Raw genomic sequence first — 24,181 nt, 5'->3', positions numbered from 1 at the left:
CCGGCGCGCACGCGGGACGGGAGCCTGGGCGCGCGCGGGCTACAGCGCGTACATCGCGTAGCAGGTGCCGGCGGGGCCCGAGCCGGTGGTGGGCGCCGAGGGCGCGCTCTGCCACGCACCCTCCACGGCGCACTGGTGCCACTGCGAGTCACCCGCGGACTGCACGCAGGTGCGCGCGGGCACGGAGCGGCCCAGCGTGGCGGAGGAGCACCACGGATAGGACACGGTGCACGTGGAGGGCTTCGCCGTGCTGCCCGCGGTGAAGGCGCCGGTGGACAGGCACTGCCGCCACAGCGCGTCCGACGAGCTCTGCACGCAGCCGTCCACCGGCAGCGTGGCGCCGGCCGTCTCGGAGAAGCAGCCGCCGGAGCCCCACGCGTAGGCCGCCTTGTAGCGCTCGAAGATGACGCGCACCAGCGACGAGCCGCCCACCGTGGTGCGGCCGCACTGGGTGGCGTACGCGCCCACCCAGGGCGTGTACGTGTAGAGCGCCGCCGTGGCCTTGGTGACGGGCGTCACCGAGCACGGGTCCAGCGTGGACTTCGCCAGCCCCACCTTCCACCCGGCGATGGTGGTCCGGCCCGCGTCCAGGTCGGTGAAGTAGCCGCGCATCTTCTTCGCCGAGCACTCAATCTGGTTGCCGAAGCCCGTGTACTGCGCGTCGCAGCCGCTGCCGTCCGGGCAGCCGCAGCCGGTGGCCTTGCTCAGGTTGTTGGAGGTGCCGCTCTGCACGAGGCTGGACTCCACCTGGATGCGCGCCAGCATGTACAGCGGGCTGATGCTGTACGCCCTGGAGCGCTCGACGATGAGCGCGGCGGCCGTCTTGTTGCCCCAGGCCGGGTCCTTGTAGGTGGCCAGGTACGAGTTGTACTGCTGCAGGAAGGCCTGCACCTGCGCGGTGGTAATCCACTGGCCGCCGATGATGTCCGCGTCCTCCATCAGCCGGTGCATGTCGTACTTCGTCGTGGCCTCCAGCAGCACCTGTCCGGTCAGCTCGTCGATGACGGGGGCCTCGGTGTCCTCGACGGGGCCACAGCCGGCCGCCAGCAGCGCGGGCACCAGGAGCAACCACAATCGCGTCTTCATCACGTCCTCGGGGGGATGAGGCCGCGCGCCGGTGGGACGGTGTGCGGCCTGGGGGGAGCCCGTGCGTGTAGCCGGGACGCCGCGCGATACTCAAGAATTTCTTGGTTTTGAAGAATGACGGACTGTTGGCCTCTGACTGGACCCGGCGCTGGGGAGGGCCAGCAGGCGGACTGATGACCTGGGGAGCCCTCCGCTTGAGGCCACCGCGCGGCCCGGGAGTAGCGTCCGGAGTGCCATGCGGACCTTCCCTCTGAAGCGGATGACGCGACTCCTTCCTCTCACCCTCGGCCTGCTGGTGCTGGCGGGATGCTCCAGCTCGGACGATGACGAACAGCAACCCGGCGCGGACGCGGGCACGGATGCCGGAACGACTCCGGGCTCGGATGCGGGCACCGGCGGCAACCCGGATGCGGGCACCGGCGGCAACACGGATGCGGGCACGCAACCCGAGGCGTGCCTGGGCGATGCGTTCCTGAAATCCCTGGGGAAGGACCGGCTGCTGGTGGGCGCGCAGATGGAGAGCGCCACCGCGGGCAGCGCGCCCTTCGACGTCCACTACCTGTACCTGGCGAGCGGGATGGTCGACTCGACCAACGTCTGCACCTCGTGCACCTCGGGCTGCAGCTCGGGGGGCGTGTCATGCGCGAACGGCGCCTGCAACTGGTGGGGCTGCTGGCAGGACCTGTCCCGGACGCCGGGAGACTACGTGCGGGGCTTCGTGACGAGCACCCGGGGGCGCGGCCAGCTCCCCTTCATCACCTACTACATGCAGCTCCTGGGGAGCGGGCTTGGGGAGGGCGCGCAGCAGCTCCAGGCGCTCAACGACGTGAACTTCATGCGGCGCTACCTGAGTGACTGGCGCTACGCCTTGCAGCAGGTGGGCACCGCGCAGGCGCTGCTCCACCTCGAGCCGGACCTCTGGGGCTACCTGCAGTTCAACTCGAACGGAGACCCGCGCACGGTGCCGGCGCAGGTGGCCACCGCCAACGCCACGGACTGCGCCGGGCAGGAGAACAACGCCTCGGGCTTCGCGCGCTGCATGGTTGCCATGGCGCGCAAGTACGCGCCCAACGCGAAGGTGGGCCTGCACGCCAGCCCCTGGTCCACGCGCATCGACGTGTACCTCAACACGCAGGCCTCCTTCGACGTAGCGGGCGAGGCACGGAAGGTGGCCGACTTCCTCCTGAAGCTGGGGGCGGCCGACACGGACTTCATCGTGGTGGAGGCATCGGACCGGGACGCGGGTTGGTATGAGGTCATGCGGGGCGAAGACACGTGGTGGGATGCCACCAACGCCACCCGACCCAACTTCCAGCAGGCCTTCACCTGGGTCCGCGCCATCTCCGAGCGGCTCAACAAGCCGAACTTCTGGTGGCAGCTCCCGGTGGGCAATCCGAACCTGCCGAACTCGGGCACGAGCTGGCGCGACAACCGCGTGGACTACTACTTCACGCACACCTCCGAGCTGGCCGCGGCCCACTCCGTGGGCTTCGCGTTCGGCGCCGGCAATGGCGAGACGACCACGCCGGAGTCCGACAACGGCAACCTCGTCAACCGCGTGCGGGCCTACAAGCAGGCCGGCGGCCAGCGGCTGTGCGCGCAGTGATTTTCGGGCCCGCGCCCCGGCCCGTCCGGCCGGGGACATGACGTCGCGGTGAGCGGCCGGGCGGCGCCAACAGCGTCGGCGTGCGCGGCCAACGCGTGCGGAAGCTCCGCGCGCGCCCTGCCCCGGGGCCTCCCTCCTCAGAAGAGGCGCGAGTAGGTGGGAGGCAATCCCGGCCGGGGCGTCCACCGCCGTCCGTCACGCGGCAGCCAGAGCAGGTGGAAGGGGCCACCCGGCCCCTCGTAGCGCACGGAGTGCTCGCCCTTCGGCAGCGTGAATTCAGGCTCCGTCACGCGTGTGCCGTCGATGAACAGCGCGCCCCGGGTGAGCACGGCCTCGGGCTCGACGAAGTAGCGGCCGTCGCGCACGGCGAGGAAGCGGCCTTCCAGCGCGCGGCCCTCGGGGGCTTCGTAGCGCTGGCCCCAGAGTGAGATGTCGCCGTCCAGGGGCTGGTAGTGCTCGTCGAGGAAGCGCCGCAGCGCCGGGGGCAGGCCGGAGGTGCGCAGGTCCTCCACGCGCAGCACGCACCCGCTGGCCACCAGGGCCTCGGGAATCTCGCGAGCCAGCGTGCTCGCGATGGCGCCGCGCAGGTACGCGTCCGTGTAGAAGTAGAAGTGCGCGTGCGGGCGGCTCACGTAACCGCCGGAGTTGTCGTAGGCCACGTCCTCCGGCCCGGTGAGCGTGGCGATGCGCGCGAGCACCTCCCGCTGCCGCGTGTTGCCGCCTCCGTCGAGCAGCGCCTCCAGGCGCATGCCCTGCACGGCCAGCAGCACCGCCAGCGCCACGGCCCCCGCCATGCGCGCGAGCGGCGAACCCACCCACCCGAACACCTCCGCCACGCCGCGCGCCATGAAGGGAGCGAGCACGCCGAGGAAGGGCAGCAGGCTGTAGGGATACGGCGCCCGCTGGAGCGCGTACGAGCCGAACGTCACCGGCACCGCGAGCAGCAACAGCAACTCCGCGTCGCTCCAGCGAGCACGGCCGGATTGCCACCACCGCCGCACCGAGACCGAGTACCCCAGCGCCGCCAGGGTGAAGAGCCACGGCTGCTCCTCCAGCACCGGCAGCAGGTACTTGCCCGGGGAGAAGCCGGGATAGCCGCGCTGGTGCCCGGCGGCCCAGACGAAGCACCACTGCCACCACGCGGCCCAGGAGCGGCTCACCGTGAGATACGCCGCCACGGCCGCGAGCACCGCGCCAGCGCCGGAGAGGAAGGCGCGCGGCGAGGGCACCAGCGCGGGCGCCCTCCCCCGCCGCAGGGCGAGGTCCACCGCGAGCACGGCGCCCACCGCGCCTCCGTGGAACAGCACCTTCTGCGAGCCCCACGCGGAGGCCACGAGCAGCGCCCCCGCCACGAAGCCTCGCGCCGGCGTGGCGGGACGGCCCCACAGCGCGGCGAGCGCCCCCAGGAAGAGCGCGATGGCCAGCGCGTCCGGACGCACCTCGGTCGCGAAGCGCACGAAGGAAGGCTGCGCCAGCAGCAGCACGGGAGCCAGCAGCGCGGTGGCCCGGCCCTCACGACGGTTGATGAGCGCCACCGCCGCGCAGGCTCCGGCGAGCGGAACGAGCATGGCCGCACGCAGCGCGAGCACGTTGAGCGGGTCGTCCCCCAGCACGCCGAACAGAGGCGCCAGCACCTGGTAGACGAGTGGGAAGTGGACCTCGAAGAAGTCCCGGTAGGGCACCTGCCCCTGGGCCACGAGCCATGCGGCGTGCGCGTACTGGAACTCGTCGATGCTGAACGCCTTGTGCAGCGCCAGGCGCAGGGCCTGGATGGACAGGGCCCCAAGGGCCAGGACCAGCCCCCACCTCGCGATACGTCCCCTCCAGGGGCTGCTCATCCCCCCACTCCCTCCCATATTTCCATATACGGGAAACTTTCCGGCTTTGTTGCATTCGCCACAGTTGCGGTGTATATTTCCCTTCGCCTTGTGACACTCACGGGCAACGGGCCGCGCCTCTCATCTGTGCTCTCCCCTCCGAGTCAGGAGTGACCCGTGCATCACCGCAGACCGCCCCCTCACCTGAGCTCTCCATCCTGAGTCCGGGGCGGGTCTGCACTTTCACCGCGGGCCGCCCCTTCAGCAGCGATTCTTCATCCCGACTCCGGGGCGGGCCTGCACTTTTCACCGCGGGCCGCCTCTCAGCCGTGACTGCACATCCAAGACCGAGGCGGCTCGCACTTCCTCATTCGCGGGCCGCCTCTCAGCCGTGACTGCACATCCAAGTTCGAGGCGACCCGCATTTCTTCACCCGCGGGCCGCCGCTCAGCCGTGATTCCACATCCGAGACCGCGGCGGCCCGCACCTTCACCTTCCGCTCGCTACATCCCTATCGGGTCGCCACTGCCCGACCGCATCAGCGCGCGCTCTCACCGGTCCAGCCGCCGGCGTGAGCGGGCGCGCGCAGCCTCCAGTGCGGAGTCCACGCCACCCTCTCGTGGCTTCGCGGCCTCGGCTTCCGCGGTGGGAGCCGCCGTGCCCTGCTCCGGAGCTCCCTTCGCGTCGCTCCGAGGCTCGGGTCCCCGAGGTGCACTCACCTGCGAAGCCGTACGAGAGGGAGCCACACCCACCGCCGGAGCCTGAGCCCCAGCCACCGCCGTGCTCACCTTCCGCACCCGGGGCGCGGAGAGGAAGCGGCGCACGGCCACCTCCGCCAGCAACACGGCCAGGACCAGTCCCACCAGCCAGGGGGCCAGGGGCCACCGGCCCTCGGACTCGGGGGCCTCCATGAAGAGGCCCGTCATGGACAGGCGCTCCACGCCGCCCCCCACCGCCGCCACGGCGCGCAGCAACTCCAGTCCCTCCTTCGCGCTGCCCGGCTCGAACTCCGGCGCGTACGGAAGCGTCACCGGCGGAGCGCGCAGCGCCCGCGAGCCCAGGCGCACCACGGGGTGCCACGTGCCGCTGCCCTCCAGCGGGTACTCGGCCACCAGCCGGTCCTCGTCCTCCCAGCGCATGGGCCGCTCCAGCGGAACGGAGCTTCCATTCCCGGGCAGCAGCACCAGCGTGGGCAGCGCGCCCGGAAGCGGCTCGCCCGGGGGCAGGTCCAGCGTCACGCGCAGCAGGTGCCCCCGCCGCTCGGAGCGCACCACCGCCTCACCCATGGGCGCCGAGCCCGCCAGCGTCCAGCGCACCATGGCCTCCAGCGCGGCGCGCAGCGCGCTCCACTGGCGAAGCTCGCCCGTGTACGGCCCGTCCACCTCCGCGGTGAAGGCCACCGTGCGCCCCGCGCCGCGCGGCCACATCGCCAGCAGCGGCGCGGCGTTGGTATCGAGCGTGCGCAGCGCCACGCTGGCCTGGGGCTTGAGGTACGTGAGGTTGTAGCCGCCCACTTGCGGAAGCCCCTCCGAGGGCAGCCGCCCCAGCAGCGGCAGGTCGGGCGCGGCCTCCACGGACGCGGGCTCGTCCACGAAGGTGGCGCGCGCCACCGTGAGCGTCTCCTGGCTGAAGATGCGCGGCAGGCTCATCGCATCCTCGGCGAAGTAGACGCGCCCGCCGCCGCGCGCGGCCACCTCCTTCAGCAGGTCCGCGTCCGGGTCCTTCGGCGTGCCCAGGCCGATGACGGACACCGTCACGTCCTTGCCGCGCAGCTCGGACAGCGTGCGCTGGTAGTCGTCCGGCTCCTCGGAATCCGCCGCGTCGGAGAAGAGCAGGACATGGCGGGTGGGCTTCTCGCTGCGGAGGATTTCGCCGCGTCCCACGCGCAGCGCCTCGCCCACGTAGATGCCGCCGCCTCCGCTGAAGCCGCGCGCCACCTCGTCCAGCGGCAGCCCGGACTCCACGGGGCTCAGCGGGAAGATTTCATGGGCCTTCGTGTCCACCATGTGGACGGAGGCCTCGTCCTTCGGGTTGAGCAGCGTGAGCGCGGCGACGACGCCCTCGGCGGCCAGCTCCATCTTCGTGCGCCCGTCAGGCACGGTGGCGCCCATGGAGCACGAGCAGTCCATCAGCACGCTGAGCGCCACGGCCGCGCGGCGCTGTTCCTCGCGCATCTCCAGCGACACCGGCAGCAAGGGCTCCACCGGTGAGCTCCGGTAGCCGCCCTCGCCGAAGCTGGAGCGCCCGCCCGTCATCACGAGCCCGCCGCCAGCCTGCTCCACGTACGCCGCCAGCGCGTTGAGGCCCGGCTCGCCCAGCGCGTTGGCGTCCACGTTCTCCAGCACCACCGAGCCCACGCCGTCCAGCTCGTCCAGCGAGAGCCGGAAGGGCGCGCGCACATCGACCTGCATGCCCGTGTCCCCGAGCGCCTTCGCGAGCGTGCCCCGGGGCTGGTTCGTCAGCAGCAGCACGCGCGGCGGGCCCTCCACGCGCAGCACCGCGAGGCCCTTGTCGTTCTCCACCACGCCATCACCCGGTGTCTCCACGACGAGCTGGTAGCGCACGAGGCCTGGCTCCTCCACCAGGTCGCGCAGCGGCAGCACGTTGGGACCGGGCGCGAAGTCGAAGGGCCCCTTCACCAGTACGCGGCCGTTGCGCTCCAGGCGCACCGTGCCGGTGACGGGCGCGGAGGCCTGCACCACGGCGGAGAACTGGAAGGGCTCGCGCACGGCCACGGAGGCGGGCACGTCCAGCGAGACGACGGCCACGTCCAGCGGCGGCTCGGGACGGGCGACGTGGCGCCAGTCCACCGCGAGGCCCCGTGCCGCCAGCCGCCGCGCCGCGCCGCGCGCGTCCACGCCCGTGGCCCGTCCATCGGACAGCACCAACACGCGGCCGGTGCGCTCATCGGGAATGAGGGCGCCCGCCGCGTCCAGCGCGGCCGATAAGTCGGAGGCCTCCGCGTCCACGGGACGCGTGAAGCCACCGAAGCGGCCGGTGGCGGTCAGCGGCTGCTCCACGCGGGGCTCGCGCCCGAAGGTGATGACACCCACGCGGTCACCCGGCCGCCGCTGGTTCTCCAGCAGGGTGACGAGCTCCTGCGCGGTGCGGTCCACGTCGCGGGGCATGGAGGCGGAACGATCGACGACGACCACCACGTCACTGCCCGCATCGGCTAGCCGCAGCTCGGGCCCGGACAGCGCACCCACGATGAGCACCAGCAGCGCGGCGCGCAGCCACATGGGCGGGCCCGGCCGCCGGCCGTACTTCCAGAGGAAGAGGCCCAGCGGAAGCAGCAGCACCCACGCCTGGGGGAGGGAGAAGGACATCACTCCCGGAGCCTAGCGCCTTGTGCGATCGATTTCCGGAGCGCTCACCGACACTGCCAGCTTTCACTGCCGGTCAGAGGGGGAGGACGCGCCCGTGGTGCTGCTGATTCTCCCCGGCAGGAACTGGTCTACAAACCGTTGGACGGAGACAGGGACATGGTCAGGTCTCTCTGGAAACCTGTGAGATGGGACGTTCTGGCTCGGCGATGCCCCCAGAATCTCCCGGCGTCCCCGCTCGGAAAGAAAGCGGCCCGCCGTCCGAGCACGGAGGATAGCACGTGGCAATGAAGGCGGCCTCAAGACCTCCATTGAGCTGCCAGCGCAGGTCCTCCCGTCCGGAGAGTTCTGACGATCCCTCCGGACGGGGATGCTGACCGGAGAAACATTGACCAGCAATCTAGCGATGAGCCTTCAGTGATTCGAAACGTGAAGCCTCAAGACAGCTCCCGGAAGGGTGTTGAGGCGCTAAAGGCAGCATCTGAGTCCGTAGTAGCAAACGAAACCAACGTCACAGTAGGTATTGACCTCCTCACACCAAGAATCCGCCGACCAAGCCGCAACGGTTCCCCCTGCTGCGACACAGCTCGCCTCCTCATTCGCTCTGAGCGTCGACCATTCATAACAGATCGTACCGGGGCCGATAATCCGGTTCTCGCAATCGAGCGCGCTCGCGGTGGTCACATCATCCTGATGCGAGGACTCCAGTTCGGAGCCGAGTGTTTCCAGGTGCTGCTCTTCTTCGGCTCCGCACGCCGCGAGGAAGAAAGCGCTCACAACGACAGCAGTCCTTGCAAAATATTCTACAGACACAGAATCCTCTCAATCAGTGGAGCTCAGACATGCGGACACAGCGCTCGCGCCGCATCTACAAATATTTTCACTCCAACCCCATGAAGTCCATTGGCAACTGCAATTCAGGCGCACAGAAAGAGCGCATTCAGCATGCTGGCGCTCGCGCTTGTCAGGCCCGCCGCGTGACGTAAAAGTCTGCCACGAGCGCAACCAACAGCAGCACCAGAGGCCAACGTGCCCTGCTCGGTGCGGTGCCACGCTCATCATCTTCAGAGGACTCACGCGCCGGCACGTCCGCGGCGCCACGCCCGCGCAGGTCCGACTCGCGAGCATCCAGCGCCAGCACCTCCGCCGCGTCCACCTCGTCTCCGTCGCGCTCCAGCACGTACCGCCCGGGCCCGGCAGGCGGCGGCAGGTCCACCGCTCCGGCACCAAACACCGGGCGGCTTCCTCCCGGGCCCACCAGCGTGTAGCGCGCGCCGGACACCGTCACCACGGGCAGGGGCTCGCCCAGGGTGAGCTGCCGTCGAGGAAATCCCTCCCGCGTGCGCCGCGCCTCGCGCACCACGTTGCCCAGCAGCACCGGCCACGCCGCCACGCGCTGCACGTTGGAGCGCGTCAGGTCCACGTTGAGGTGCACCCGGCCGCCCTCCTCCTCGGACACCAGCACCGCCTCGCCCGCGGTCACCAGCGGACGCCCGGGAGGATTGTCTCCCGCCGTCCACCGCACGCCCGCGAACTGCACGTCGTCCAGCAGTGGATGCCCCTTCTCCGAGAAGAACGGCCCCACGAAGGTGCGCAGCGTCCCCGGCGCCCCCACCGTGACGCGCGCATCCGTCCCCCGAGGCCCCACGAGCAGCACCTCCGCGGGAGCCGTGCCCTCCTTCGCGCCGTCGCGCGCCACCTCGGGCGCCACCGCGAGGAAGCGCTCCAAGGACTGCCGCTCGGGAGGCGCGAGTCCCTCAGCCAGCCCCACCGCTACCGGGCGGACAGGCGAGGGCGGCAGTCGCACGCGGCCGTCCTCGGGCAGCGCATCCTCCGGCAGGGACACCTCCACAGTTCCGGCGCCCTGGAAGGTGAGGCGCACCGTGGCGGTGCCCTCGTCCGGCAGACGCACCCGCTCCACGCGCTCGGTGCCCTCCTTCGCACCAGGGCCGGGCTGTGCGCGCACCCGCGCCTCCACCTCTTGCGGCCCCGCGCCGAAGCGGGCCACCCGTAGCGTCACCGTGGCCGTGGCGCCCTCGTCCCGCCGCTGCGCGGAGACGAGCGCCACGTTGTCGCGCCCCGTCCCGAATGCCATCCACCGCACCGAGGCAGGCACGAGCGCCGCGATCTCCGGAGGCGCGTCCGTGAGGAAGACCACCCTGCGGCCAGAGCCGGCCAGCTCCTGCGCCCAGATGAGCGTGGGCATGACGTCATGGTCCGCGCCCAGCGCCTGGAAGGACTCCAGCGCCGCGAGCGCCCGGGACGGCTCCGCCTCGGGCCCCGCGAGCACACGCGGCGCGATGCCCGACGCCAGCACCGTCACCTGCGTCGCCTCCGCCTCCTCCACCCGCTTCGCGGCCTCCTGGCGCACCTTCTCCAGGACCGTGACTCCATCCGGTCCGCGAGCGGACATGGAGAGGCTGCCGTCCACCACCAGCACCAGGTGCCGGGTCCGCGCCGCCTCGCCCAGCCGCGCGTCCGCGAGGAAAAGCGCCGCGGCAATGACAGCCAGCGCCTCCAGCAGCAGCGAGGCCTCCCGCGTGAAGCGCTCCCATCGCGGCCCCGCCTCCGCGCGAGGTCGCGGCGTGCGCCACAGGAACAGCGCGCTCACCACCACCGGCTTCTGCCGACGCCGCAGGAAATACGCCGCCACCAGCGGCGCGAGAGCCCCCAGCGCCAGCAACCCCCAAGGGAAGCCGAAGCTCACGCCCCACCTCCCGCGACGAACAGCGGCCGCAGCGGCCCCGCCACCAACCCGGCCAGCGCCTCGTACGCCGGAGCCGTGAGCAACGCCCCCCGAGCCCGCACCGCCGCGGCCCTCAAGGCGCGCTGGTGCTCCTCGAAGCGGCGCGAGTACGCCGCCAGCACGTCCTCCGTCAGCAGCTCCTCCAGCGCCGCGCCGCTCTCCGCGTCCACCAGCCGCGCGCCCTCTCCCCCCGACGGGTCCAAATCCTCCGCGTCCAGCACCTGCACCAGGAACAGCCCCGCCGCCCCGCGCGACAGCCGCGAGCACAGCGCCGGCAGGTCCGCCTCGAACAGGAAGTCGCTCACCACCACCCGCAGTCCACAGGGCCGCGGTGGAGGCAACCTCGCCAGCGAGGCCGACAGGTCATCACGGGCATCGAACGCCGTGGCCTGCAGCGCCGCCCGGCACGCCGCCCCCTGCGCCCGCTCCGGCCGTGCGCCCGCCACCAGCAGCGTGGGCGACAGTCCCTGCCTCGAGGCCACCTCCGCCGTGAGCAGCGCCAGCTCGCGCGCGCACGCCGCCTTGCGCGGGGACAGCGCCATGGAGCGCGAGCCGTCCAGCACCACCTCCACGCGCGGAGACACCTCATCCTGCCGGATGCGCAGAATCAGCTCCCCCGTGCGAGCCACCGCGTTCCAGTCCACCTGCCGCAGGTCATCGCCCGGCTGGTACACGCGGAAGTCGTGCAGCTCCAGAGAGCTGCCGGCGGACGTGGCGCGCACCTCGCCCACGCGGCCCCGGTGGGGCACCCGCGGCAGCGCCAGGCCCAGCCCCGGCACCAGCCGCGCGACGGCCGCCTCGTCCATCCCCGTGCTCACGAGGCGTGGACCCGCTTCTCGCGCTCGACGAGCACCCGGTCCGCGGCGAACGCGGCCAGCACCGTCACGCCCACCACGAAGGACAGCAGCTCCCACGACATCTTCGCCCCCGTGTCGTACTCGTGCGTGGCGAAGTTCACGAGGCCCACAATCGGGTTGAGGAGGTTGAAGAGGCCGTCATCCGCCTCCAGGTCCACCAGCACGGCCAGCAGCGGAGGCAGCGCGGACGCCAACCCCACCGCGGCCACGAAGAGCAGGCGCAGCGCGGCGGGAGACGCCAGCCGGTCCGAGCGAGACATCCGCCCCAGCAGCACCGCCACCGACAGGAAGAGGATGCCGTACGTCGGCATCGCCACCGTCGCCATCCGCATCGACTGCCCGCGCATCGGGAGGTCCGAGGACACGAGCTCCAGCCCCACCCACAGCAGGGCCCAGGCCGCCAGCAGGAGCACCACCAGCCGGAAGCCCCGCACCGCGCCCGGCCGCAGCAGCGACCAGGACCGGGGGGCCGCACGCAGCGGCCTCGCGAGCCCGTCCACGTCCGTGGCCACGAAGAGCCCCACCGCGATGAGGTGCAGCGCGCCCACGATGCCGAACACCTCCGGCACGGTGTGGTCCTTGCCCTCGGCCCACCACACGCCCACGCCGCCCAGCATGGCGAGCAGCACCTGCACCACCAGCGCGCGCCGGGGGCCTCGGGTGTAGTCCTCCGTGGGCAGCGCGAGCCGGGACGCGGCTGCTTCGAACAACAGCCAGCCGTCCGTGAGCATCAGCGCCAGCGCCACGCCCGCGGCGTAGAGGAAGTCGTTGTCGCCCAGCATCCGGTCGCCCGACTCCGTCATCGCGAACGCGGCCACCAGCCCGTACATCACCGACAGGCCCAGCCCGCCCAGCAGCACGAAGTGGACGAAGGCGCGGGCCAGGCGCCCGTCCGCCAGCGTCGCCGCGCACACGCCCACCACCGTGAGGAAGACGAGCCACATCCCCCCCAGCGTCAGCACGGCGAGGATGGTGGGCAGGGCGATGCCGTTGAGGAAGTAGCTGAAGAGGAGGAAGGGCCCCACCGCGGAGGCGTACAGGGCCGCCTGCACCAGGTAGGAGGCCACCTTGCCACGGAGGATGCGGCGAGGCCCCAGGCCGGTGAGCACCAGCAGCACCCACGTCTCGTCCTCCCGCTCTCGCGCGAGGGAGCGGTACGCGTTGTAGGGAATGACGAAGAAGTGCACCAGACCCAGGCAGACGAAGAAGGCGAAGAAGAACGTCCGCCCGCTGCGCGCGTACGCGGCCTCACGCGTGTCCACGTAGGCGATGAGCGACAGCACCACGCACGCCAGCAGCATCAGTCCGAAGCACACCCAGAAGATGCGCGTGCGCAGGCCCTGGCGGACCTCCTTCACCACCAGCGGGTTGAGCCGGTCTCCCCACCGCTCCCACCACGGGGCCGCGCCGGCCGTCACGCTTCCGGCGGAAGGCGCCGCCGTCTCCGGGGCCGCGCTCGCGGCCGTGTCCACGGGCGAGCTCACGCCACCCTCCCCTTCGTCACCGTCATGAACGCATCCTCGAGGTTCCGCTCCCGGGCGCTGAACGAGCACACCGGCAGGCCCGAGGACACCAGCGCCGTCAGCAGCACCGCCGCCGCCGCGTCCACCTGCGCGGGCCCCGCCCCGGTCTCCAGCTCCAGCCGCACGCGCAGCGACTCACCCTCGCGAGCCACGTGCGCCACCCGGGGCTGCTCCAGGAGCAACCGCTCCGCGCGAGCCCACAGTGCCTCTCCTTCCGCGCCGGTGGCCAGCCGCACCGTCAGCTCCGGAGCCACGGCGAGGCCACCGCCCTGCTGGAGGATGTCCTGCACCTTGCCCGTGGCCAGCAGGCGGCCCTGCTCGATGATGGCGCACGTGTCGCAAATCTCGGCCAGCTCCGTGAGGATGTGGCTGGAGATGATGACGGCCTTGCCCTGGTCCGCCAGGGCACGCAGCAATTCGCGCAGCTCGATGCGGGCGCGCGGGTCCAGTCCGTCCGCGGGCTCGTCCAGCAAGAGCAGCCGCGGGTCGTGCAGCAGCGTGCGGCCCAGCGCCACGCGCTGCCGCATGCCCTTGGACAGCGCCGTGGTGAGCTTCTGCGCCAGCGGGGTGAGGCCGGTGAACTCCATGACGGACTCCACCCGCTGCCGCCGCTGGGCGCCCTTCAGCCCGTAGGCACGCGCGAAGAAGTCCAGGAACTCGAAGACGGTGACGTCGTCGTAGGTGCCGTACCGGTCCGGCATGTAGCCGATGAGCGGCCGGGCCTTGTCCGGCGCGTCCACCAGTGAATGCCCGTCCAGCAACACCTCGCCGGAAGTGGGCACGTCCAGCGTGGCGAGGATGCGCAGCGTGGTGCTCTTCCCCGCGCCGTTGGGCCCGATGAAGCCGAGGATGCTGCCGGCCTCCAGCGTGAAGGACACGTCATCCACCGCGCGCAGCGCGCCGAAGTCGCGCCGCAGCCCGTTCACCCGCAGCAGGCTCATGGCCTCACCTCTTCCACCTGGCCGCGCACCACGTGCACGCCGGCCTCCAACTCCACCGGCAGCGCCGCGCTGGGCGCCAGGCCCGGCCCTCCGACGCGCACCACGAAGCCACCGTCGGGCAGGTCCGACTGGAAGCCCGGATTGCCCCGCACGAGCCGCTCGTCCAGCGTGGGCCCCATGTCCTGGAGCAGGTCCCCCACGGGATGGGGCAGCTCCGCCTCCGGCACCGGCGCGTCCAGCACGGCCTCCGCCCCGTCCTCCAGCGCGGGCAGCCGGTAATGCGCGCCGCCCCGCCGCAGGTAGCCCTTCTCCACCCGAGCGCCCAGCGCGTTCTGCACACGCACGGTGCCCCCTTCGTCCCTCAGCACCAGCCGCGCGCGCGTGGGCAGCACGGCCACCTCGCCCCACTCGCGGTAGGTGCGCGGCGGCAGGAAGCCCCGCGTCACGGTGAGGCCATTCGTCCAGTCGAGGTCCACCAGCGACTCGTCCTGCTCGTCGGGCGGCAGCAGCGCGCTGGAGGCGGGGAACTTCACCTCTCCCGGAGACAGGTTCGCGTACCAGGCCGCCACGCCGAGCGTCACCGCGCGGGAGCGCTGCCCGTCCAGCCACGTGAGGCTGTAGCGCGCGGCGTGCACGGCGAAGCCGTCCACCAGCACCGACCAGGCGATGAGGGCCACGCACGTGATGAGCGACACCACCGGCACCGCCACCAGCACCGCCACCGGCCCCCTGCGCCGCGCCAGCACCAACCCGCCCGGGCCCACCGCCAGCGCGAAGGCGAAGATGAGCATGAGGAAGCGGCCCACCGGAGCGCGGGCGCTCTCCAGCAGGGGCAGCTCTCCCCCCTGGAGCGTGTTGCCCCGCTCCCAGCGAGGCGGCGGACCGATGGGACTCACCGGCCCCGAGGTGGCCTCCGCAAGCAGGGACGTCACGGCCTGCGCGCACTCGGCCGGCTGGCCACACCGCCGCACGTGACCGAAGCCGTAGAGCACCTCCGAGCGGGTGTCGCCCGCGGCGAGCAGCGGCAGGCGCTCGCCCAGGTCGCGCGGAGGGCGGGTGAGGACGAGCCGGCCCCCGGAGACGGCGTAGGCCTCCAGGATGGCCCACACGTCCGCGGGCACGGCGGCCACATCGGAGACGAGCACCACGGGGTAGCCCACGTAGGAGGCCAGCTCGCGAGGGGCCTCGCGTTCCTCGAGGAAGCGGGCGGCGAAGAGGGGCTCCTGGTTCTCCTCCGCCTCCTGGAGCCCGGTGCCGGCCTCGAAGTCATCCGTCGTGCCGAGCACCAGCACGGCTCCGTACTGCGCGTGGTCCAGGTACACGGGCTGGACGACCCGAGGCAGCCCGAGCACCTGCACCTCGACGTTGCCGGCGGGGAGCGTCGCGGGCACCGGCAGCCAGGCGACGACGCGCTGGCGCGGCCCCACCTCCACGAGACGCTCCGTGACGCGCGTGCCCGCGCCGTAGTGCCCCTGGAAGGACAGCCGGGCCTGGAGCGGCGCCGGGCCGCTGTTCTGGAGCACCACCTCCAGCGGTGTGTAGCCACGCGGAGGCTTCAGCAGTCCGGTGCGGATGGAGACGCGCAGGTCTCCCTCCTTCAAGACCTCGCTCTTCCCCGAGGACTCGCGATAGCCGGAGCGGGGCCGCTCGTCCGGCGCTCTCTCCGCGACGGCGGCGGCGGGAGAGGTGGCGAAGGCGCGCGGAGCCCCGAGCAGCAGGAGCAGCACCGCGGCCGCGAGCACACTACGCACGGGGCACCTCGGGCACGGCCTGGAGGAGGGCGCGCACCACGTCAGGGGCGGTGACCTTCTCCAGCGACGCCTCGTAGGCGAGCACCAGCCGGTGGTTGAGTGCGGCGGGCGCGGTGGCAACCACGTCATCGAAGCCCACGTTGGGACGGCCGCGCAGCAGCGCCAGGGCACGCCCGGAGGCGGCGAGCGCGAGCGCCGCGCGAGGGCTGGCGCCATAACGCACGAAGCGGCGCACGGCGTCGGGAGCGGAGGGCTGCCGCGGGTCGCTGGCCTCCACCAGCCGGCCGATGAAGTCGGCGACGGGGCCGGGCAGGTGAACGCGGTCCACCGCGGCGAACAGGCGTGACAGGCCGCCCGCGTCCAGCACGGGGGACAGCTCCGGAGGAGCGCCGCGCACGCGCGTGGTGAGCAGGGTGCGCAGCGTCTTCGCGCCCACGGGGGGGACCTGGATGCGGAAGAGGAAGCGGTCGAGCTGGGCCTCGGGGAGGGGGTAGGTGCCCTCCAGCTCGATGGGGTTCTGCGTGGCCAGCACGAAGAAGGGGTCCGGCAGCGGGCGCGTCTGCCCGAGCACCGTCACGCTGCGCTCCTGCATGGCCTCCAGCAGCGCGGACTGCGTCTTGGGGCTGGAGCGGTTGATTTCGTCCGCGAGCACGAGGCTGGCGAAGAGGGGGCCCTCGCGGAAGACGAAGTCGCGGCGGCCCTCGCCCTCCAGGACGTAGGTGCCGGTGATGTCGCCGGGGAGCAGGTCGGGAGTGAACTGGATGCGGCGGAAGGGCAGCGACAGCAGCTTCGCCAGTGACTTGCACAGCTCCGTCTTGCCCAGGCCGGGCAGGCCCTCGAGGAGCACGTGGCCGCGCGCGAGCACCGCCACCACCACCTGCTCGACGACGGCTTCCTGGTCGAGCAGCACGGTGTTCAGCCCGTCCTTGAGCCGTGCCGCCACCTCCGCCGCGCCCTGTGCTTCCACGGGACTGAGAAGCTCTGCTGCCACGTGTTTCTCCCCTTCCGGACGACTACTCGCCCCCGAAATACCGTTTCACCAGGTCGCGGTTGCGAGGCAGCAGCGGCGCCGCACCGGGCCCCGCCGTCGCATCCCCTCGTGCCTGGGTGCCCTGCGCATCCACCGGCCCCGCCGGCCCCGCGCGCCGCCGCGGGTTCGCGGCCTTGAGGCCCCACAACTCCTCGGCCTCGTCGCCGCCCTGGCCCGGAGGAAGAGGCTCGAACGCGAGCCGCTCCGGGTCCATCTCCGCCTCGTCACCGAACACGAGCGGCTGGCTCTCGCCCCCTCGCCCTGCTTCGGCACCCGAGCCCTGCCGGACGTTCCGGCTCGCATGGCCCTGGGAGCCCTGCTGGCCTTGCCCATCGCCCTGCTCGCCGTTGCCCGAACCGTTGCGCCCCTGGCCGGACCTGCCCTGTCCCGAGCGGTTGCCACCGTTGCGGCCCTCGCCCGAGCGCTGCTGCCGGGCCTGGGCCTTCTGCGGGTCGAAGCGGTTCTCCAGGGATTGACGCCGGCGCTCCAGCGACTCACGAAGGCTGGCGATTTGCTCCGGAGAACCCGAGGCCTGCGAACGAGCCCGCGCCTGGGCGGAGCCGGACTGTTGGCCCTGCTGACCTTGCTGCCCCTGGCCCTGTTGTCCCTGCTGTTGGCCTTGCTGACCTTGTTGTCCCTGCTGTCCCTGGGCCTGTTGCCCCTGCTGCCCCTGCTGCCCTTCGCCCTGCTGGGACGCACCGTTCTCGCCGCCCTGGCCCTGTTCGCCCGAGCCTTGCTCGGAGTCGCCGTCGCCCTCCTCCGCTGCGTTGGGGTCGCCCTCGCTCAGCGCCATCAGCGCGCGCTCCAGCTCCTCGCGTTCGCGGGAGGCGGCCTCGGCGCCACCGGCGGCGCCCAGTGCGTCCTCCAGTTCGCGCGCGGCCTCGGCAGCGCGGGACAGCTCGGCGGCGGCCTCGGCGGCCTTCTCGGCGAGCCGCTTCTCCATCGCATCGGCGGCCTCCCAGTCCCCGGAGTCGAAGCGTCCCTCGGCGACCTCCTCGGCCAGCCGGCGCAGCTCGTCCTCGACGGACTCCTCCAGCACCTCCTCCTTCGCGAGCGCCTCGGCCTGGGCCTGCACGGTGGCCACCTTCGCGGCGGCGGCGGCATTCGAGGGGCGGACGCGCGGGGCCGGCAGCGGCAGGAGGAAGCCGGCCACCAGGAAGAGCAGCGCCCCGAGCAGCGCTCCCACGGGGCGGCGCCACTTCACCTCGGGAGGCTTCACCGCGCGGGCGAGCTGGTTGACGGTGAGCTCCCACTCACCGACGGGGCGCTCCAGTCGCGTGAGCAACAGGCCCCCGGCATTGGCCGAGCGGTCCGCGAGCACCGCGGCCTGCTCCAGCGACACGCCCTTGGAACGGGCGCGCCAGAACCACCAGCCGAGGCCGGCGGCCAGCAGCGGGGGCAGGGCCCATACCACGGCGCCGCGCAGGAGCAGGCGCGCGAGCACACAGGCGGTGGCGGTGGCCCACACCGGGGCGATGCCGGCCTCGGCCCAGGCCACGGCATTGAGACGCCGCTGCACGCGCCGGACGGGCGCGAGCACCAGGGCCTGGAAGCGGCGTTCTTCGCTGGCAGCCATGTAGGGGGGACAGTGTCGGATACTCCGCCCACGCCTACAAGCGACGCCCGGCGGATGCGTCGCGGACCCACCGCGAACGGTCGAAGCCGGGGCCTGAAGCTACGATTCCGGACGATGACCTCCAACGCTCGCCCCCTCCCATGACTGAAGCCGCGTGGGACTAGAGAGCGGCCCTGGTCGCCGAGATGCGCAACCTCGTGGCCGAGGATGGGAAAACCTCGAGGAGTGGCCTACCGGCAGCGGGTGAGCATTGGATGCCCGCCCTGAGAGGAGCAAACCCTCACGGGCCTTCCGGGTGGGGCTGCGCTGGCGCCGGTGGCACCGGCTCCGGGGCGGCGGGTGACGCCGAAGGGTCCTCATCAGCCGGAGGCGGGGCCTTCGCGACCACATCTCCCTGCGACGTCACCGCATACACCTCCCACCAATCGAGGACACGTCCGCTTGGGCCGCCGCAGCGGTGAAAGCGCTGGTCCACGATCACGAAGTACAAGCCCGGCGTCGGGCCTGCAAAGACGGCAACATCTAGCCCCTGCTCCGGGCTGGAGCAACCCGCGAACAGGTTCGGAAACGGGTTGGTTCTCACCACCTCGCGAATCGCGCCCGCTGCGGCGAGCGCGGCACCGGCCTCCATGGGCTCGACAACGGTTCTGGCCGAATGCTCGTCCGGCCACGTCACCTCGCCCTTCCAGGCCGCGGCAGGTGCAGCACATCCATGCAGTACCGCGATAGCCCCTGCCAGCGTCAATGCCTTGATCATTTCCCACACCTAATCACCGAGTAACTGCCCCCCGGCGCTACATTGGGGCGCCATGTTCCGGAAAGGCGGGCGCGGACTGCGTGGAGCACAGACGCCCAGCGGGACCCAGCAAGCCCAGGCTTCGCTCCACTGCTGGACCTCTCCCGTTGGAAAGTAGCGCAGGAAGAGGCGCGTCCCATCCTGACGCTCCGCCACCAGCGCCGATGCCATCTCGATGGCAGACCTCTTGAAGACTGCTGGAGCGGGGTTGCCAGGTATCAGGCGCACTTCCGCCATGGCCACGAAGGGTTTGATCGCGTCTGTAGGCCACACGCTGAGGACCTGCGACGAGGAAGCCGCGGCACACGGATGATTGTGGACGTAGCCTACAACCCACACCTGCGAAGACGGGAAGTCATCATCCTTCACCGCGAAGAGCGGCTTGCGGGCCTCGTGGCTACCCCGGACGGGCTCCGCCACCCGCCAGAACAGGGAGTCACGGCTGCCCGCCACGTGCACAGTCGAGCAGTACTCCGTGGACAACCCCACGATGGGGCGCCGCGTCCCCGGGTCACACGCCTTCGCCCCGGGAAGCTTCAGCAGCGCCTCCGCCACATCCCGCAGGATGCCTATGGGGATGGAAGCATCCCCTGCGGGCATCTCCACGGCGGGCACTTCCGTCCACGGCCCTAGCGCAATCTCCGCGTCGGGAGCGGTGATAGAGGGTGGAGTGGAAGCCAGCGCATCCGCCCAGAAGGAGGAAGAGCGGGGCGCCTGGCTTGAGTCCAGTGGATGCTCGCGGACTCGTACCCGACGCGCTGTGGACGTGAGATGCGGTCGGCCGGCCCTTCCCATGTTGGTGACGTCAAGACCCCCAAATGCCCCTGCCTCCGAGCGGTAGGCCCAATGCAGGGATGGGGTAGTCTCCTGACGCTTGCTTGCGCGAAGGAATGCTGCGTGCCGCGACATGCGCGAAAGACGCTGACGAGCCTGCTGCTGGGACTCGGAATGCTGGGCTCCTTGCAGCTACCGACAGCCCATGCGGAGCCTCCCCTGACGAAGGCCCCCGGGTGCATCAAGCGTGGATGGCCTGCGACCGTCACATGCGGAGGCACGGCGTGCTTCGTTTCGAGCTGTGGCGAAGGAAAGTGTCCCTACTGCTTCATTGAGGGCATGGAGAACCTCGTCTTCACGGGATGGGCGGTCTACACGTGCATGAGCGGCGACGCCGTGACGGGGAAGGCGCTGCTGTTCAACACGCTGCCCATCAACGCTCGCCTGGGGCCCATCTGTGGCTGAGGATTCGTGGGAGCAGGAGGCGACCCTGGTGGTCGAGGCGCTCAACCTCCTGACCGTACTGGCCGCACCTCGGCTCTACGAGCGGTGGTGCACCCAAGCCCCGGCGGAGGAATTGCGTACAGTGCTCCAGTCTCGCATGGCGGCGCTCTCGGTTTTCTGTGCGAAGGCGTGGGGGAGCCCGGATGCGGAGCGCTTCCGGTCAGCAGCCCCCAGGGTGCAGACTCTCGCTGAGTCCCTGGCAGCCGCTCCTTCCGGTAACCTCATGGATCCCGGATGGAGCGCCCAGGCCCGCGAGTGCTTGGACGCGCTGGGAGTCCCGGTGCCTCCAGGAGGATGGGAAGCCTTCGAGGGGCTGCGTGCCGGCAGTGAGTGAAAGGCGAACCGCCCTTCTTCATGTGCGGGCCCCCTGGGCCGGGGGCCACCAAGAAGCCCACTCCCACTGCCCTGAACTGAACGCGGCTCCACGGTGGCGGTTTGCCCTCCCGCCCGCCCCGCTGTCGGAATGCCGCCCCACGGAGAGCAGGCAGGACCCCGGGGGGCGCCATGACGACGAAGACGGTGAAGCCGAACGAGGTGCGACAGCCGCGCAAGGACTTCTTCGAATCGGTCTGCAAGGCACGCGGCAACGAAGTCCTCCAGCGCCGTCCCCGGGCCCGCTCGGCGCCGGAGCTGTTCGGCCCCGCGGAGCAGCTCCAGGCCCCCTCCAACCTCACGGCCTTCGTCCCCGCAGAGCCCTGGCCGCAGCCCTCCTGGCGCGCCGGCATGGGCGCCATTCCCTACGACGGCGGCACCACCTTCCGCGTCTGGGCCCCCAACGCCCAGCGTGTCCAGGTCGTCGGCGAGTTCAGCCACTGGCACGCCGTGGAGCTCGCCCGCGAACCGTCCGGCAACTTCTCCCGTGACGTCCCCGGCGCCCGTAACGGCCAGCAGTACCAGTTCATCATCCAGGGCAAGTACGGCGACTGGCGCTGGCGCAACGACCCGCGCGCCGCGGACGTCACCAGCTCCACCGGCAACAGCGTCATCGTCGACCACCGGGACTTCCTCTGGCGCTACGACCACCACTTCCGCATGCCGCCCTTCAACGAGGTGGTGCTGTACGAGCTGCACATCGGCACCTTCCACGACGCGCCGGGCTGGGGCCCGGGCCACTGGCTGAGCGCCATCGACAAGCTCGATGACCTGCGCGACCTGGGCGTCAACCTGGTGGAGCTGATGCCCTCCTCCGAGTTCGCCGGGGACTTCTCCTGGGGCTACAACCCCACCTACCCCTTCGCGCCCGAGAGCTCCTACGGCACGCCGAACGACCTCAAGCGCTTCGTGGACGAGGCCCACCGCAGAGGCATCGGCGTCATCCTCGACGTCGTCTACAACCACCTGGGCCCCAGCGACCTGCCCCACTGGGACTTCGACGGAGAGACCTTCGGCAAGGGCGGCGTCTACTTCTACCCGGACGCCCGCGCGAGCACGCCATGGGGCGACACGCGCCCCGACTACGGCCGCCACGAGGTGCGCGACTACCTGCGCGACAACGCACTCATGTGGCTGCGCGAGTACCACATGGACGGCCTGCGCCTGGACGCCACGAAGGAAATCCGCACGGCCAACGGCGTGGACAACCCCGCCGGCTGGGAACTGCTCCGCTCCATCACCGAGGCGGTGAAGCGCGAGTTCCCCTGGAAGCTCATCATCGCCGAGGACATGGGCGGAGACCCCGCCCTCACCCACCCGCACGGCGCCGGACTCGACTCGCAGTGGGACCCGTCCTTCGTCCACCCCGTGCGCGCCGCGCTCACCACGCCCTTCGACGAGTCACGAGACCTGAACGCCATCCGGGACGCGCTGTACGCCCGCTACAACGGCCAGGCCACCCAGCGCGTCATCTACACCGAGAGCCATGACGAGGTGGCCAACGGCCGCAGCCGCATCCCCTCGGAGGTGGCGCCGCACGACACCGGCGGCCGGCTCGCCAAGAAGAAGTCCCTGCTGGGCGCGGCGCTCACGCTCACCGCGCCCGGCATCCCCATGCTCTTCATGGGACAGGAGTTCATGCAGGACGGCCACTTCGACGACGGCCGCCCGCTCGACTGGAACCGGGCGGGCTGGTTCAGCGGCATCCGTCAGGCGTACCGGGACCTCATCCGCCTGCGCCGCAACTGGTTCGACACCAGCGCGGGCCTCCGGGGCGAGCACGTCCACGTCTTCCACCTCAACCACGCCGACAAGGTGCTGGCCTTCCACCGCTGGCAGCACGGCGGCCCCGGGGACGACGTGGTCGTGGTGGTGAACCTCGGCCACCGCGCCTTCTCCTGGTACGAGCTGGGCCTGCCCTCGGACGGCCTCTGGCGGGTGCGCTTCAACAGCGACTGGCAGGGCTACGCGCCGGACTTCGGCAACACGCCCACGCATGACGTCTGGGCCTCGTGGGGCGGGCGCGACGGAATGCCCGCGCGTGGTGGCCTGGCCCTGGGAAGCTACAGCGCGGTCATCCTCTCCAAGGACCGGTGGTAGAACGAACCCATGATGAAGACGCTCCGCATCGGCCTTCCCGTGCTGCTCCTGTCCCTGGGCCTCGTCATGCACGCCCAGGCCTCCGAGCCCGCGAGCCCCAAGCCCAAGAAGGCTCCCAAGCCCGCCACGTCGCTGCCCGCGCCGGACTACCTCCCGGCCGAGGCCCGGGCGGCGCTGCGCAAGAAGATGGCCCGCCACGGGCAGGCGATGACGGACCTGATGCTCGGCGTGACGCTGCTCCAGTACGACGTGGCCAGCGCGGCGGCCGGCCGCATCGTCAACGAGCCCCGGCTCTCCCGCCCCGTGCCCGACGGCGCGGACGAGCTGAACACGCTGCTGCCCGAGCGCTTCTTCACATACCAGGACGAGGCGCGCTCCCGCGCCCAGGCCGTGCAGACGGCGGCCCAGAAGCGAGACGACGCGGCGCTCGCGGAGTCCTTCGGCCGCCTGACGGAGACGTGCGTCGGCTGCCACTCCGCCTACCTCAGCCACCGCAAGTAACTACCTTCGAGCGCGTGCTCCTCGCCCGTCCTCCAGACCTCGCGCCGCGCGCACCGTGGCCGGACATGCCGCTGGTGGTCTGGCCCGCCGCGCTCGCCATGTGGGGCCCGGGCGACCAGTCCACGAAGCACGCCCACCACGCCATGCACCTGGTGCTCTGCCGCCGGGGCACCCTCGCCGTCCGGGCCCAGGGCATGAAGGCCACCGAGCACGCGGCGGCCGCCCTGGTGGGCCCGGACGTCCCCCACGCCCTTGATGCGCGAGGCCGCGAGGTCCTCCTCCTCTTCATCGAGCCGGAGAGCCACGACGGCGCCCGCCTCCAGGCCTCCCTGGAAGGCCCCGTCCGCCTCTTCGACGAGCCCCAGCGCGACGCCCTGCTCGCCTCCCTGCCAGACACCGGCCCCATTCCCCACGACGCCGTGGGCCCGTGGATGGAGGCCACGCTGGAGTCCCTCTCCGGCACGCCCGAGCCGCCCCGGCGCGTCCACCCGCGCGTACGCAAGCTCCTGCGCCACCTGCGCTCGGAGCCCGCCCCGGAGGACACCTCGCTCGAAGCGCTGTCCCAGGTGGCCGGCCTGTCCCCCGGACGCCTGATGCACGCCTTCACCGAGTCCCTCGGTGTCCCGCTGCGGCCCTACCTCCTCTGGCTCCGGCTCCAGCGCGCGGCGGGGGCCATCGCCGCGGGCCGCACCCTGGGAGAGGCGGCGCACGCGGCGGGCTTCTCGGACGCGGCGCACCTCACGCGCACCTTCCGCCGCATGTTCGGCACCACGCCCTCGTCGCTCCAACGCCGTAGCCAGTTCGTTCAAGCGAAGGCCCGGCCCGGCGCCGCATCTTGAAGGCAACACGGCGGGCACCCCGCCCCGCCCCCGCCC

General features: G+C 71.6%; 16 protein-coding genes. 5 read left to right on the top strand and 11 right to left on the bottom strand.

From position 1 onward, the window contains the following. Window positions 1-39: 39 nt before the first annotated feature. Complete coding sequence (locus tag K8638_RS07315; protein WP_223753701.1) at window positions 40-1,086, bottom strand: hypothetical protein; 1,047 nt, start codon at window positions 1,084-1,086, stop codon at window positions 40-42. A 235-nt stretch (window positions 1,087-1,321) separates the two neighbouring features. On the opposite strand from K8638_RS07315, the gene K8638_RS07310 reads away from it, so the two are divergent. Continuing rightward, window positions 1,322-2,692 (top strand): hypothetical protein, encoded by a 1,371-nt coding sequence (locus K8638_RS07310; RefSeq protein WP_223753700.1) that lies wholly within the window; start codon window positions 1,322-1,324, stop codon window positions 2,690-2,692. A gap of 137 nt (window positions 2,693-2,829) precedes the next feature. Here the strand turns inward: K8638_RS07310 and K8638_RS07305 are convergent, their stop codons facing one another. The 10 genes from K8638_RS07305 to K8638_RS07260 all read right to left on the bottom strand — a co-directional run bounded on the left by K8638_RS07305 (window position 2,830) and on the right by K8638_RS07260 (window position 19,016). Next, on the bottom strand, window positions 2,830-4,530 hold the full coding sequence (locus tag K8638_RS07305) for a hypothetical protein (protein ID WP_223753699.1): 1,701 nt from the start codon (window positions 4,528-4,530) through the stop codon (window positions 2,830-2,832). A 530-nt stretch (window positions 4,531-5,060) separates the two neighbouring features. Continuing rightward, entirely contained in the window at window positions 5,061-7,838 is a 2,778-nt protein-coding gene (locus tag K8638_RS07300) for a VWA domain-containing protein (RefSeq protein WP_223753698.1), read from the bottom strand. A 961-nt stretch (window positions 7,839-8,799) separates the two neighbouring features. Beyond that, window positions 8,800-10,542 (bottom strand): BatA and WFA domain-containing protein, encoded by a 1,743-nt coding sequence (locus K8638_RS07295; RefSeq protein WP_223753697.1) that lies wholly within the window; start codon window positions 10,540-10,542, stop codon window positions 8,800-8,802. Beyond that, complete coding sequence (locus K8638_RS07290) at window positions 10,539-11,387, bottom strand: DUF58 domain-containing protein (RefSeq protein ID WP_223753769.1); 849 nt, start codon at window positions 11,385-11,387, stop codon at window positions 10,539-10,541. The genes K8638_RS07295 and K8638_RS07290 overlap by 4 nt, the downstream gene beginning before the upstream one ends. Window positions 11,388-11,395: 8 nt before the next feature. Beyond that, entirely contained in the window at window positions 11,396-12,922 is a 1,527-nt protein-coding gene (locus K8638_RS07285) for an ABC transporter permease (RefSeq protein ID WP_223753696.1), read from the bottom strand. Further along, window positions 12,919-13,902, bottom strand: coding sequence for an ABC transporter ATP-binding protein (locus tag K8638_RS07280; protein ID WP_223753695.1), 984 nt, complete (start codon window positions 13,900-13,902; stop codon window positions 12,919-12,921). Before K8638_RS07280 ends, K8638_RS07285 begins: the two co-directional genes overlap by 4 nt. After that, window positions 13,899-15,653, bottom strand: a complete 1,755-nt coding sequence (locus K8638_RS07275) for a hypothetical protein (RefSeq protein ID WP_223753694.1) — start codon at window positions 15,651-15,653, stop codon at window positions 13,899-13,901. The genes K8638_RS07280 and K8638_RS07275 overlap by 4 nt, the downstream gene beginning before the upstream one ends. Further along, window positions 15,646-16,644, bottom strand: a complete 999-nt coding sequence (locus K8638_RS07270) for an AAA family ATPase (RefSeq protein WP_223753693.1) — start codon at window positions 16,642-16,644, stop codon at window positions 15,646-15,648. Before K8638_RS07270 ends, K8638_RS07275 begins: the two co-directional genes overlap by 8 nt. A gap of 22 nt (window positions 16,645-16,666) precedes the next feature. Then, window positions 16,667-18,259, bottom strand: coding sequence for a hypothetical protein (locus tag K8638_RS07265; RefSeq protein ID WP_223753692.1), 1,593 nt, complete (start codon window positions 18,257-18,259; stop codon window positions 16,667-16,669). Window positions 18,260-18,539: 280 nt separating this feature from the next. Next, window positions 18,540-19,016 carry a hypothetical protein gene (locus K8638_RS07260; RefSeq protein ID WP_223753691.1) on the bottom strand — a complete coding sequence of 159 codons (477 nt, stop codon included), beginning with the start codon at window positions 19,014-19,016 and terminating at the stop codon, window positions 18,540-18,542. A gap of 1,152 nt (window positions 19,017-20,168) precedes the next feature. Here K8638_RS07260 and K8638_RS44505 point away from each other — a divergent pair. The 4 genes from K8638_RS44505 to K8638_RS07245 all read left to right on the top strand — a co-directional run bounded on the left by K8638_RS44505 (window position 20,169) and on the right by K8638_RS07245 (window position 24,145). Next, complete coding sequence (locus K8638_RS44505; protein WP_255662467.1) at window positions 20,169-20,294, top strand: hypothetical protein; 126 nt, start codon at window positions 20,169-20,171, stop codon at window positions 20,292-20,294. Between the two features lie 543 nt (window positions 20,295-20,837). Beyond that, window positions 20,838-22,805 carry an alpha-amylase family glycosyl hydrolase gene (locus K8638_RS07255; protein ID WP_223753690.1) on the top strand — a complete coding sequence of 656 codons (1,968 nt, stop codon included), beginning with the start codon at window positions 20,838-20,840 and terminating at the stop codon, window positions 22,803-22,805. 9 nt (window positions 22,806-22,814) lie between these two features. Next, complete coding sequence (locus K8638_RS07250) at window positions 22,815-23,306, top strand: cytochrome c (RefSeq protein WP_223753689.1); 492 nt, start codon at window positions 22,815-22,817, stop codon at window positions 23,304-23,306. A gap of 65 nt (window positions 23,307-23,371) precedes the next feature. After that, window positions 23,372-24,145 carry an AraC family transcriptional regulator gene (locus K8638_RS07245; protein ID WP_223753688.1) on the top strand — a complete coding sequence of 258 codons (774 nt, stop codon included), beginning with the start codon at window positions 23,372-23,374 and terminating at the stop codon, window positions 24,143-24,145. The last annotated feature ends 36 nt before the right edge of the window (window positions 24,146-24,181 follow it).

Source organism: Myxococcus sp. RHSTA-1-4 (assembly GCF_020037125.1).
GTDB lineage: Bacteria > Myxococcota > Myxococcia > Myxococcales > Myxococcaceae > Myxococcus.
This window is presented reverse-complemented; position numbering and strand designations above follow the sequence as displayed.